The organism is Marinobacter sp. (assembly GCF_048266785.1).
Classification (GTDB): domain Bacteria; phylum Pseudomonadota; class Gammaproteobacteria; order Pseudomonadales; family Oleiphilaceae; genus Marinobacter.
The window spans coordinates 18,872-30,385 of sequence record NZ_JBLWYX010000026.1 but is presented as its reverse complement, the minus strand read 5'-3'; the positions used below and the strand labels follow the sequence as shown (position 1 = coordinate 30,385).

Sequence of the window (11,514 nt, the reverse complement as noted above, 5' to 3'; positions counted from 1 at the left end):
AGCAGGGTCATGTTGTTTGGCCTGCCGCTCCAGATGATCTTCCAGCTTGTCCAGCTCACGGTGATAACACTCGATGATGGCCAGGTCGAAGTTGATGTTTTGCAGAACATCCTGGTTGGCAAACGCCAGGCGAACCCGTTCCCGGGCACCAACATTTTTCAGATTCACTTTGTTCGGTGGCAGGTGGTACTGGCTGGTGGTGTTGACCGCATGGGCCTTGAGCATCGCCCCGTGCTGGACGATGCGGGTGCGTCGGCGCAGCAGGTCCCGGGTGGCCCGCATGTCCTTGGGGTAGGTGTAGGCCAGCGGGAAATTGCCACCCCGCATGAGCATGGCGATCTTGAAGGAGTCGATACGGTCGTTCTTGGTTTTACCGCCGTGGATGGCCTTCATGTACAAGGCGTGGCCCAGGATGAAGTGAATCCCGTGTGCTTCACACAGGTCTGAAATCCAGTACCAGCAGTGCATGCATTCCACGCCAATGACCAGGTCATCGCGATAGGGTTCCAGAAGAGCCAGCAGCGGCTCTGGCCGGGCCTTGATTTCCTTGTGCAGCAGGACCTCGCCCTGTTGATCGAGGATGCAGACGTACAGGCTGCGGGCGTGCAGATCGATTCCACAATAATGGCGGTGAGTGCTATGGTAAAAGTTCATGAGTCTTCTCCCTTGTTGTGCTTCGTCGCCTTCCAGCTTAGCGGGCAACCGCCAGGCTGGGGAGAAGGCTCAATCAGTATCAATGCAGGCACGGCGACGCCCTTTCCATTGCGCCTTTGGCTCCACTCCAAGAGCGCGCATGCTGCAAGCGTAAGGTTCCATGTTCTACACCGACGATTTCATGTTTGACGTAATGGGTATCGTAGAGCTCCCAGACGTTTTGTATCACTACACTTCGATAGAGACACTGGCTCTCATCTTGGCCACCCGTACGCTTCGATTTGGCCGCTTGGATAGCGTGAACGACCCAGAGGAGGCATCGGCTTCTGATTTACCTAATGCGGCCACGTTGGTGTTTGCCTCTTGCTGGACGGCAGTCGAACGGGAATCCATAGCAATGTGGCGGATGTACAGTGACAACATGCAGGGTGTCCGTATCTGTATGCCGAATAATCCGTTCATGGGGAGATGCAAGCCAACCATCTTTGAAAAAGGTGGCGCGATGCAACGTTTCGATTCGAAAGTCGAGATAACGAGGAAAAACAACGGGCCGGGTATCGTTTCTTACTATGTAACCGGTCCGAATAAGATCTACTACACGGACGAAGAGAAATATAGAAACAGTCCTTGCTTATTGCAGGACGCTGATCAATGGACAGTGCAGCTTCATGACCTGGGAATGGTCAAAAACACCTATTGGGAGTTTGAACAGGAATGGCGCTACAAAATCCTAGCAACTTTCTCTGAGGCCATTTTGAATGATTCGAATCCACAAGCTCACCCAGCGCTAGATTTGGTTAAATTTCCCGTGAATGAGTCTGCTTTATACTTGCCTCTGGATGAATCATGCTTCGACCGCATGGAGGTACTTCTGGGGCCCTGTGTGACTGAGGCGCAAGAGTTGATCGTACGCTCGCTTCTAAGTACTCACGCTCCAAGTGGCGTGGTAAAAAGGAGCGATATCAAGATGCGGAGGCAATGAAACCTAACAAATTGCTCCAGTTCGTTCCGGCCCTGATGGTCCTCCACCGGACGCGCTAACGCGCGCCGTTGAGCAATTTGTTATGTACTAAGAAGGTAATGAATGCTTCTAAAAATACTTGCAATATTTACTGCGATAACAAATCTTGTTTATGGGATTGGTGCATATTTTGTCTTCCCTGAATTCGAGAAATTATTTTTAGAGTTTGGGACTGATCTACCATTTTTAACAAATGTCGTACCTGTAAGCTACCCTTATTGGTTGGCAGTGCTAATAATACCAATAGGTATATACATAAGGTATTTAACAAAATCAGAATTGTCTAAAAAGGTAAATAATAGAATCTTTTTTGTTTTTGTGTCAACATTGTTGTTTTCAATAGTGCTCTTACCACTTTCTGTGTCATTAATGTATTTTCCTATATTTGAGTTAGAGGCTGCAAATGGTTAATGCACATAACAAATCACTCGTTGGAACACTGCGACGCAATGCGGCTTGCGCCCCACAGCTCAGTCGTTATGCACTTCTAAATCAGCACCATGAGTGAGAGTCTTCCCATAGCGTTCGCAGTCTACCCGCTACTTCTTTCAGGAATTGTTATGGTCTGGCTGTTCAGTCTTCGACATCGAAGTTGGTTGAATTGGGCAGTTTGGGTATTGGCTTGCGGCAGCATAATTGCCTTCGCTTTTATGACGGGGTCATGGGCATTCACCAGTTATTACTTGCGGTATGTATTGCTCGGGCTGTTCACCGTAGTCGCTGTTTTCTCATACTACCGAACCAAACGTAGTAACCTTCATGCTCGAACACGCGATAGCCGAATCATAGTTCCTTCTGCCTTTCTTCTTCTCTTTGTAGTGCTGGATGCCCTGGCCATCGCGTCGTACTACCCCTCTGGAAAAACGTTTGACGTGGCTTTCCCGTTCAGATCGGGCACCTATTATGTGCTCCAAGGCGGCGTAAACATAGTGACAAATCCTTTCCATGCACTGGGCGACAACAAACTGGCAATAGACATCGTCAAATTGAACGCGCTCGGCAATCGTGCAGACGGTATAGCCCCGCGAGCGCTGAGCGCTTACAGAATCTTTGGCGAGAAACTCTATAGCCCGTGCCAAGGAAGTATTTTCGAGGTCCGCGACAGTCTGCCAGACAACCCTCCTGGAAACCCCGATATAGAACATCCGGAGGGTAACTACATAGTGTTGAAGTGTGCTAAGGGCAAGATCTTAATGGCCCATTTAAGGCGGGGTAGCATTAGAGTGGCACCGGGAGACGTCGTGACCATGGGGCAACCTTTGGCAGAAATCGGCAATTCAGGAAATACGCTTGAGCCACATCTTCATATTGATGCAACGAAAGACGGCATGGCGATAGGGCTAACATTTGATGGTCAGTCGTTGTCGATTAATAGTCTTATAAAGAGAACATAACAAATGCATAATCGGGTAGCCGAGGGTATCTAACCCTCAGCCCCCACAACACCCTGCACCGATGCGTCGGCCCGACGGCTCCGCACAGGGCGTTTCACCGGGAATGGTGAAGCCTAATCCATCCATCGCGCAGCGATACCAATCCCTCGGCTTTCAGGTAGTCGTTCGACAGAGCCTGTTGAATGCCTGGAGTTTTGGAACTGCGCCATGGACCTTTACTGGTGATGCCACATGCCACGGCCGACTGCACATGAACACCCAACTTCATCAGGTTTCTCACTTTGGTGCGCGGCTTGCGCCACTGTCGCCAGTAAGCCATCCGGACGCGACGGCGGATCCAGTGATCCAGATCGCAGCAGCGTTGGTAGCCAGTGGCAATGCCAAAGTAGTTGATCCAGCCACGGAGGTACTGGCGGATCCTGAAGAGCTGGTAGTGCATCGACACGCCCCAATTCCGGTTCGTCAGTACCCGAATGCGTTGTTTGAACTTGCGCAGCGTGTTCGGGTGCCAATGGATCTGGGTTCCCTTGAAGGGAAAGCCCAGGAACTTGCTTTCATTGGTTCTGACCACTCGGCTCTTAGCCGTGTTGACCGTCAGTTTCAGACGATGCTCCAAGTATTGGCTGATGCTGGCCAGCACCCGGTCGCCCGCGCGTCGGCTGCTCACCACAATGGTGAAGTCATCCGCATAACGGGCAAACCGATGGCCCCGCCGTTCCAGTTCTTTATCGAGTGGGTCAAGCATGATGTTGGCCAGCAGAGGTGACAATGGGCCACCCTGTGGTACACCTTCCCGACTCTCCAGATAGTGCTGGTTATCGATAATCCCAGCTCGCAGGTATCGGGCAATCAGGGCCAGCAGGCGCTTGTCCCGGATCTTGCGGCCCAGGCTTGATCGACCAGTGGCCTGACCGGTAATTGACCGATCGCTCGTTGAGCAGACCCCGATGCGTCGGACCGCCCCCACGGGTTGGCCCTTGCCATTCGCTAGTGGTTAGCGTTCAATCGGGTAAAACCGGCTGAACGGTGATCTTCCCACAAGGGACTTTCACCCCATTAGTTCATGCCCATGCTGGGCGTACACAAAGCAATCAACCGGACATTGTAAAGCGTGCTGTAGCGAAGCGAAAGCACGCTTTACAATGCCAGTTATCGCAGCGTTAGGGAGTAAGGAAACACCATGGACCAGGCAGAGTATTGGTACGCGGTAGCTTCAGTGCTGCTGTTCTTAAAGATGTTTGCCATCTCGGCATATCAAGGGTTCCACCGAATCGGGAAGCTCACATTCAAGACTCCCGAGGATGCTGCCTTCGTCGGGCGAGAAGCCGCTAAAGAGGAGTTGCCCCAAGTTCAAAAAGCGGCTCGGGCCTGGTTAAATGACCTTGAGAACATCCCCATTTTTCTTGCATTGGGGGTTGCCTACGTTTGGGTTGGTGCGGCTCCGGGTATGGCTGTTTGGCTCTTCCTGATATTTACCGCAGCACGCTATCTGCATACCTTGTTTTATCTGTGCGGAATTCAGCCCTGGCGAACGGTGGCGTATGCAGTCGGGGTCGTGTGCATGTTCATCATGAGCGTTCAAATTCTCGGTGCGCTACCCTAACAATTGCATTAAATTCGTTCCGGCCCGATGGTGGACTTCCCCCACTTCAGTAGACACCTCGTTTAGGGTGGCGATATCACCACCTACGTTGGTGTCCGGAATCATTGAACCACTGCAGCTTGCTGGATAAGCCTCGCTGCATACGCTTTTAAACGATTCGCTTGCCATCCACTAGCTGAGAAACATTTAGCGGATTGCCGTCGCGGAGAGCTTCAGGCAATAGCGCCTGAGGAAGATTTTGGTAGCAAACCGGGCGCAAGAAGCGATGAATTGCGGCACTGCCAACGGAGGTGGTGCGTGAGTCTGAGGTTGCCGGGAAGGGTCCGCCATGAACCATTGCGTGGCATACCTCAACTCCGGTCGGCCAACCATTTGCCATCACCCGGCCAGCCCTTTCTTCCAGGGTGGGAAGCAGTACCTTGGCCTGCTCAATATCACTTTCGTCCATCTGTATGGTGGCCGTTAGCTGCCCTTCCAGCTTTTCTGCAACACGCTTCACTTGTGCTATATCGTCGCATTCAATCACGACGGAGCAAGCGCCGAACACTTCGTCCTGAAGGCTCTGGTCACTGATAAACGCTTTGGCAGAGGTGGTGAACAGGGTGGCCTGGCATTGGTTTGGCGCTTCGCTTTCCTCTCCGTTGCCCAGCGAGCGAACACTGTCGTTGTCAGACAGCGCTTTGACGCCCTGTACATACGCATCATGGATGCCTGGCGTCAGCATGGTCTGGGTCGCCACTGCGGAAATGCTCTTGCTGGCTGCTGCCACAAATTCATCGAGTGCCTGGCTGCGTACAGCAATGACCAGACCCGGGTTGGTACAGAACTGGCCAGCCCCCATCGACAGGGAACCGACAAAGCCCTCCGCCAGCGCTTCGCTTCGTGACTGCAGAGCTTCGGGTAGTAAGAATACCGGATTGATACTGCTCATCTCGGCATAAACAGGAATCGGCTGAGGGCGAGCCTGAGCCGTCGCCATCAATGCCATGCCGCCACGGCGTGAGCCGGTAAAACCGATGGCTTTGATCCGCGGGTCTGATACCAATGCCTGACCGATCTCGTTGCCGGAACCAAACAGCAGTGAGAACACACCTTCGGGCATTTCGCACTGCCTGGCCGCTGCTTGCACCGCGCGGCCTACCAACTCAGAGGTGCCGGGGTGAGCGGAGTGTCCCTTAACTATGACCGGGCAACCCGCAGCCAGGGCCGACGCGGTGTCTCCACCGGCGACGCTGAATGCTAGCGGGAAGTTGCTCGCACCGAACACCACAACAGGGCCCAGGGCGATATGTTGCTGGCGCAAATCAACTCGGGGTAAGGGCTTACGCTCTGGCAAAGCCGGATCGATACGGACATCCAACCATTCACCTTCACGAACCACGGATGCGAACAGGCGTAATTGGCCACAGGTCCGGCCTCGCTCACCTTCTAAACGTGCCCGGGGAAGGCCGGATTCGAGCATTCCGCGCTGAATCAGTTCATCGCCGAGCGCTTCTATTTGATCTGCAATGGTGTCCAGAAAAGCCGCACGCTGTTGCAGTGAGGATGTTCGAAACTCGACGCTTGCCGAGTCGGCTAGCGCGCATGCACGTTCGACCTCAGCCGAGCTACCGCTTGCATAACCCGGTTCAAGGTTCTCACCGGTGGCAGGGTTAACTGCGTGAATGGCCGCCCCTTTTGCGAAAAAAGCATCTTGGCCGATTAGTTGCTGACCTTTAGGTTCCATATTGTTGCTCCTACATTGCACATAACAGAAAAAGGATTAGATCCTGACGTATCGACAATTAGCTCTGCCCGGCGGACCGGAATCGCCGAACAGGGCTGGTTTAATAGTTTCTTCAGGCAGTCTGGGCAGCACCGCCTGGTTTTTTGAGCGGTTTTTTGATCGCAAGAAAGTAAACAAAAACCAGTGTGAGAACGACAAAGAACAAGCTGTCCAGACTGGTAAAGAATGTCATCGGGTTGCCATTGGAGAGAGCCAGCGAGCGTCGCAAAAACTCTTCCAGATTGGGACCGAGGATAAACCCGAGCAGCATCGTGATGACCGGGAAATCATGCTTTCTCAGGTAGTACGCCAGTATCCCCATCACCAATGCCACCATCATCTGGAAGGCTGAGTAAGTGGCGACGTAGCTTCCTACTACGGCAAGCAGGGCGATAGCACTGTAGAGCACGTCCTTGCGGATCGAGACGATCTTGATGAAATAGGGGCCGAGCAAGAACATCGTTAAAGGAATCAGTATGACTGCACTGAAGAGCAGTGAAGCGAGAACCGGCGCAATCAGGTCAGCTTGACCTGACATTAACTGAGGGCCGGGCTGAATGCCGTTAATTACGAGTACTCCCAGCATGATGGCTGTAATTGGATCACCAGGGATGCCGAACGTAAGCATCGGTACCAGGGCGCCGCCGCAAACCGCATTATTAGCGCTCTCGGAGGCTGCGATCCCCTTGGGGTTGCCCTTGCCGAAGCTTTCAGGGTTCGGGGAGGTACGCACCGTTTCAACGTAGGCCAGAAAGCTGCCCATCGACCCACCCGCTCCGGGCAGCGTTCCAACAAAGTAGCCGATCAACGACGACTTGACGTAGCAGACAATGCCGATTTCACGAATCGACGATAATGGCGGTATGAAATCGCGACGCCTGATTTTAACCTTGCTCATCGCTTCCCTGGTCTGGCGGGTGTCTTTTGAAGCCCCGGCCTGAATCAAAATTTCACTGATGGCAAAGGTGCCGATAATGACGGGCATCAGGTCGATACCAGCAGTGAGATCGGCGAATCCAAAGGTGAAACGGGTAATCGGTTCCATCGCATCCAGACCTATCGTCGCCAGCATTAAACCGACGCATGCAGCCATGGCCGCTTTGATCATCTTGCCCCGCTGGGCGATAACGATAACGATGATGGCAAAAGCCAATAACGAAAACTTTCCTGTGGTCTGCACCAGCAACGATGCCTGGGCAATAACCGGTGCGATGGCGATCAGCAGAATCGTGCCTAAAGCCCCGCCAACCATCGAACCAAGAGCTGCGTGTCCGAGTGCTAGCGCGCCCTTCCCTTGTTGTTGCAGCGGATAGCCATCCAGAGCGGTCATCATTGATGAGGGCGCTCCGGGGATGTTTATGGTGGTAGCTGTAATGCTACCGCCGCACATACCTGCCATGTAAATACTGGCGCAAGCCATTAATGCGGTGGTGACATCCAGACTGTACGTCAGGGGTAATAACAGCGCCAACGCCAGCGTGGCGGTCAGCCCTGGAATGGCGGAGAAAATGGTGCCGATGAAAAAGCCCGCTACTACGTAGGTCAGTACCAGGGGGTCAAGCAGCATCGTGAAACTGTTGGCTACAAGTATAGTGAATTCCATTATTTAACCCCCCAAGGCCGGAAGTCTGACGCCGAAAAGTAGTTCGAATACGAGGTATCCAAGCGTGACTATCACTACTGAAATGGCGGCCTTTTGAACAATTTTGCCTTTTGAGGAAAATACCCACAGCATTGCAAATACAAAAAATAATGAGGAGATAAAATACCCGACAGCTGAAAAGGCAACGATATAAACAAATATCGAAACAATAATGATTGGAGCGGCAAATCGATTCCGACCATCGTCGTCCGTGTCCGTTAATTTTTCTTGCTTTACAGCAATCCATTCTTTGAAAAATAATATTCCGCCAAACAATACTGAGAAAGAACCCAGAATCAGTGGAAAAAAAGAGGGCTGAAGGCGCCCGCCTGCTATTGGACTTCCAAGGTTGATAGCAGTGACGAGATAACCGATAGAAACAACAAACAGAAATAATTGAAAGATTGTTTTTGTATATATAGAAAGCATGTCGTGTACCTCTGGCCTCCCCCTGTCATCGATGCAGGGGGATGCACGCTACATCGTTATAGACCAAGTTCGTCCATGACTTTGAATGTTTCAGATTGGAGGTTGTCAATCCACTCCTGTACATCGTTGGCGCCTAACCAGCTTGGCGTTACACCTACACCCGCAACCCAGGTTTGAAATTCTTCGCTCTCATAAGCATATTTAAAAGATGCTTCAAGCTTGGCGATCACGTCTTCAGGTGTATTCTTCGGAGCGGCCAATAAGACGAAGCTGCCAGTCTCCAGGTCATAGCCGAGAGTGCTAATGGGTGGAACACTTGGAAACGATGGGTTCTGCTCCGACGCAAGTTCGACCAGCCCTTTCGCGTCTCCTGATCGGATGATTCCGCTAAAGTCACCCAGGCTTGAAATAGCGGCATCCAGCTCACCGGACAGCAATGCTTCAGCTTCGGCGCTTGAAGATCCAGGGTAAGTGATAACATTAAACTTAACCCCAGCCTGTTCCTCGAGGCGACGGATGGCGAGAAACGGCCCTGACCCTCTTGGTGCAACACCCACGCGGACACTATTCGGTTCTGCTTTGGCCGCTTCAATCAACTGCTGGAAGTCGGTAAAGCCAGACTGTTTGGATACCACCACAGCGTCGGCTTCGCGTGCGATACGAGCAATTGGCGTCATTTTTTCCAGCGAATAGCCTGGAACCATTTTGCCGCGAGGAAGGGTAATCACGCTGTCGTAGGTCAGAACACCAATGGTGTGACCGTCAGGGCGAGCACGAGTCATCTGCATCAAACCAGAAGCGGTCACGGCACCGGCTATATTTTCTACATAAATAGAAACCGGCATTTTCTGCTCGGCAATATTACCGAGTTTTCGTGATATGGCATCGGCGCCACCGCCGGCAGGCCAAGGCACGATAAGACGAATATCGCGTGAGGGATAATCAGCCGCCGCTGCGGTTGAAAGGAGCACACAAGCGCCAATGACGCAAATGAGTGTATTTTTTAATCTCTTGAATATCATGGCTATGTCTCTTTTTGTTTGATTGTTATAAATAGGCACTCAATCTTGACGACTATCTATTGAGAGCAAGACGCCTACGATGGTGGTTTATCGTTCTCGCCTCGCCAGCCCAACGACCACTACGCCTTTTGGCTGTTGTACTCCTCCAGAGCTTCTGAGTTGGGAGGATAAAGCCCAATGACCTTGCATCCAGCCCGAACTTTTTCCAGCACAAAATCCTCGAAGAGCTCCATCGCCAGCGCTTCTTCGGAAACTTCCTGCGCAATTTCCTGAGGGATAACGATGATGCCGTCACCATCGCCTACTAACACATCGCCGGGATTAACCATCACACCGCCACAACCAATCGGTACTTGTATATCAACAGCGTGATGCTTGGTTAAGTTTGTCGGGGCGCTTGGTTTGGCACAAAAGATTGGCAGGCTCATCTCAGACGCGTCGTTGAAATCTCTGATGCCGGCATCGGAAACAAAGCCGGCACACTTGCGAACTTCCAGCCGGGTGAGGAGGATGCTCCCAGCAGACGCTGCAGATGCGTCCTGTCGGCAGTCAGAAACCAACACCATGCCTTCCGGAACGCTTTCAACGGCCAGGCGCTGAGGATGCTCAGGGCTTTTAAACGCCGCAACGGTATCAAGGTCTTCGCGGGCGGGGATGTAGCGCAGGGTGAATGCCTGGCCGACCATCTTTAGTTTTTGATTGTTGATGAGGCTGACACCCTGGATGTAGGTGTTGCGCAGGCCTCTCTTGAAAAGAGCAGTGTGCAGCGTTGCTGTTGATACGCGGCGAAGGTCTTCAATAACCTTTTGATTTATCTGCATATATTGAGTATTTGTTGTCATGCATATGTACCTTGATCAAATTGAATACACCCAGACTGTACGTTATGGAAATTTACAAATCAAACAACTTTTTACAACTTAGTTGATTTTGTAATGTTTTATTAAACAATGGTCGATGACTGGACTTTCGGAAACAGTAGTCGGCAGGAAATTCGCTTGCGGAAAAATCATTTAAAGTGATAAAGTTCGGCGATGATTGCGCTAATTTACCGATAATAAAGACATTGATAGCGTAAGTGCTGCTGGTTTTTATTTGCGTGACCTGTTAATCAAAATGGCCGCCAGAGCTGTAAAAATTTGTCTATTATGGCATTTTCCACCCTGTTTTTGGTTGTATAACTATGCAGATGCAAAAACACGAGATCAGTCGGTCGCTTTCATCCGTGGCATACCAGAAAATTCTGGTTGGCATCATAAGTGGCGAGTATCCGGCGAACGAGAAGCTTCCTAGCGAGGCCAAGCTTTGCGAAAAATACAGCGTTTCTCGACCTGTGCTGAGAGAGGCGTTAACGCGACTCAAAGAAGATAACCTGATTGTGTCCCGGCGGGGGTCAGGTAGTTTCGTGATCAAGCGCCCGGATGATGCGGTTCTTTCATTCTCCAAGATTTCCAGCATTGCGGGTATTCAACGGTGTTTTGAGTTTCGCACCGATCTTGAAGGCAGTGCAGCGGGTCTTGCCGCTAAGCGGCGTACCGCTGATCAACTCGGTCGCATTGTTGCAGCCGCTGAAAAAATTGATGAGGCCAACAGGCTTCATACCATTGCCAGTGAAGAGGATTTCGAATTCCACCTCGCCATTGCCGAGGCCGCTAATAATCAGTATTACTCGACGGTGATGAAATCACTGCGGGAGAATATCAAAGAGGGAATGAACATCACCCGGACGTTGTCGTTGCAATCTTCTGACACTAATCGCATGGCGCTTGTTCAGGAAGAGCACAATACGATTCTGAGACATATCATCGATGGTGATGCCGTGAACGCAGAGTTAGCGATGAAAAAACACCTTAATAGTGCCCGAATTCGGATGTTTGAGGGAACCGACGACTAATCGGTTTGGGTATTGTTCCCCTCCGCGTTAAATATTAGCGAGAGCTGGCTTAGTGCCTTGGCCAGATCGGTAAGTTTATCGAGCAATGTA

General features: G+C 51.5%; 12 protein-coding genes and 1 pseudogene. 6 read left to right on the top strand and 7 right to left on the bottom strand.

Features of this window, described 5'->3' with window-relative positions:
* On the bottom strand, positions 1-654 hold a 654-nt coding region (locus tag ACN0V1_RS20125), incomplete at its 3' end, for an IS110 family transposase (protein WP_417546690.1).
* 160 nt (positions 655-814) lie between these two features.
* Here ACN0V1_RS20125 and ACN0V1_RS20120 point away from each other — a divergent pair.
* The 3 genes from ACN0V1_RS20120 (at position 815) to ACN0V1_RS20110 (ending at position 3,069) form a co-directional block, all read left to right on the top strand.
* Positions 815-1,636: a DUF2971 domain-containing protein gene (locus ACN0V1_RS20120; RefSeq protein WP_417546689.1), complete on the top strand. Its 822-nt coding sequence runs from the start codon at positions 815-817 to the stop codon at positions 1,634-1,636.
* Between the two features lie 102 nt (positions 1,637-1,738).
* Complete coding sequence (locus ACN0V1_RS20115) at positions 1,739-2,086, top strand: hypothetical protein (protein ID WP_417546688.1); 348 nt, start codon at positions 1,739-1,741, stop codon at positions 2,084-2,086.
* A 149-nt stretch (positions 2,087-2,235) separates the two neighbouring features.
* Positions 2,236-3,069 carry a M23 family metallopeptidase gene (locus ACN0V1_RS20110; RefSeq protein ID WP_417546687.1) on the top strand — a complete coding sequence of 278 codons (834 nt, stop codon included), beginning with the start codon at positions 2,236-2,238 and terminating at the stop codon, positions 3,067-3,069.
* Between the two features lie 94 nt (positions 3,070-3,163).
* Here ACN0V1_RS20110 and ACN0V1_RS20105 read toward each other — a convergent pair whose 3' ends face one another.
* Positions 3,164-4,036: a reverse transcriptase domain-containing protein gene (locus ACN0V1_RS20105; RefSeq protein ID WP_417546686.1), complete on the bottom strand. Its 873-nt coding sequence runs from the start codon at positions 4,034-4,036 to the stop codon at positions 3,164-3,166.
* A 213-nt stretch (positions 4,037-4,249) separates the two neighbouring features.
* On the opposite strand from ACN0V1_RS20105, the gene ACN0V1_RS20100 reads away from it, so the two are divergent.
* Complete coding sequence (locus ACN0V1_RS20100; protein ID WP_417546685.1) at positions 4,250-4,672, top strand: MAPEG family protein; 423 nt, start codon at positions 4,250-4,252, stop codon at positions 4,670-4,672.
* Between the two features lie 148 nt (positions 4,673-4,820).
* Here ACN0V1_RS20100 and ACN0V1_RS20095 read toward each other — a convergent pair whose 3' ends face one another.
* The 5 genes from ACN0V1_RS20095 to ACN0V1_RS20075 form a co-directional block, all read right to left on the bottom strand.
* Positions 4,821-6,398 carry an aldehyde dehydrogenase (NADP(+)) gene (locus ACN0V1_RS20095; RefSeq protein ID WP_417546684.1) on the bottom strand — a complete coding sequence of 526 codons (1,578 nt, stop codon included), beginning with the start codon at positions 6,396-6,398 and terminating at the stop codon, positions 4,821-4,823.
* A 112-nt stretch (positions 6,399-6,510) separates the two neighbouring features.
* Positions 6,511-8,040, bottom strand: coding sequence for a tripartite tricarboxylate transporter permease (locus tag ACN0V1_RS20090; protein ID WP_417546683.1), 1,530 nt, complete (start codon positions 8,038-8,040; stop codon positions 6,511-6,513).
* A 3-nt stretch (positions 8,041-8,043) separates the two neighbouring features.
* The gene (locus tag ACN0V1_RS20085; RefSeq protein WP_417546682.1) at positions 8,044-8,508 is read right to left on the bottom strand and encodes a tripartite tricarboxylate transporter TctB family protein; all 465 of its coding nucleotides are present in this window, start codon (positions 8,506-8,508) and stop codon (positions 8,044-8,046) included.
* Positions 8,509-8,564: 56 nt separating this feature from the next.
* Positions 8,565-9,530, bottom strand: coding sequence for a Bug family tripartite tricarboxylate transporter substrate binding protein (locus ACN0V1_RS20080; protein ID WP_417546681.1), 966 nt, complete (start codon positions 9,528-9,530; stop codon positions 8,565-8,567).
* A 119-nt stretch (positions 9,531-9,649) separates the two neighbouring features.
* A complete protein-coding gene (locus ACN0V1_RS20075; protein WP_417546680.1) occupies positions 9,650-10,372 on the bottom strand; it encodes a ribonuclease activity regulator RraA in 723 nt (240 codons plus the stop codon).
* Positions 10,373-10,713: 341 nt separating this feature from the next.
* On the opposite strand from ACN0V1_RS20075, the pseudogene ACN0V1_RS20070 reads away from it, so the two are divergent.
* Both ACN0V1_RS20070 and ACN0V1_RS20065 read left to right on the top strand, forming a co-directional pair.
* Positions 10,714-10,926 (top strand): annotated as a pseudogene (locus tag ACN0V1_RS20070) (FadR/GntR family transcriptional regulator); the annotation flags it as partial.
* Between the two features lie 9 nt (positions 10,927-10,935).
* Positions 10,936-11,424, top strand: a complete 489-nt coding sequence (locus tag ACN0V1_RS20065) for a FadR/GntR family transcriptional regulator (RefSeq protein WP_417546692.1) — start codon at positions 10,936-10,938, stop codon at positions 11,422-11,424.
* Positions 11,425-11,514: the final 90 nt, after the last annotated feature.

Excerpts from the sequence above, each read along its gene's own strand:
- ACN0V1_RS20090 (WP_417546683.1), bottom strand. The coding sequence starts at position 8,040 with ATGGAATTCACTATACTTGTAGCCAACAGTTTCACGATGCTGCTTGAC.
- ACN0V1_RS20095 (WP_417546684.1), bottom strand. The coding sequence starts at position 6,398 with ATGGAACCTAAAGGTCAGCAACTAATCGGCCAAGATGCTTTTTTCGCA.
- ACN0V1_RS20115 (WP_417546688.1), top strand. The coding sequence starts at position 1,739 with ATGCTTCTAAAAATACTTGCAATATTTACTGCGATAACAAATCTTGTT.
- ACN0V1_RS20110 (WP_417546687.1), top strand. The coding sequence starts at position 2,236 with ATGGTCTGGCTGTTCAGTCTTCGACATCGAAGTTGGTTGAATTGGGCA.
- ACN0V1_RS20100 (WP_417546685.1), top strand. The coding sequence starts at position 4,250 with ATGGACCAGGCAGAGTATTGGTACGCGGTAGCTTCAGTGCTGCTGTTC.
- ACN0V1_RS20120 (WP_417546689.1), top strand. The coding sequence starts at position 815 with ATGTTCTACACCGACGATTTCATGTTTGACGTAATGGGTATCGTAGAG.
- ACN0V1_RS20075 (WP_417546680.1), bottom strand. The coding sequence starts at position 10,372 with ATGACAACAAATACTCAATATATGCAGATAAATCAAAAGGTTATTGAA.
- ACN0V1_RS20080 (WP_417546681.1), bottom strand. The coding sequence starts at position 9,530 with ATGATATTCAAGAGATTAAAAAATACACTCATTTGCGTCATTGGCGCT.
- ACN0V1_RS20085 (WP_417546682.1), bottom strand. The coding sequence starts at position 8,508 with ATGCTTTCTATATATACAAAAACAATCTTTCAATTATTTCTGTTTGTT.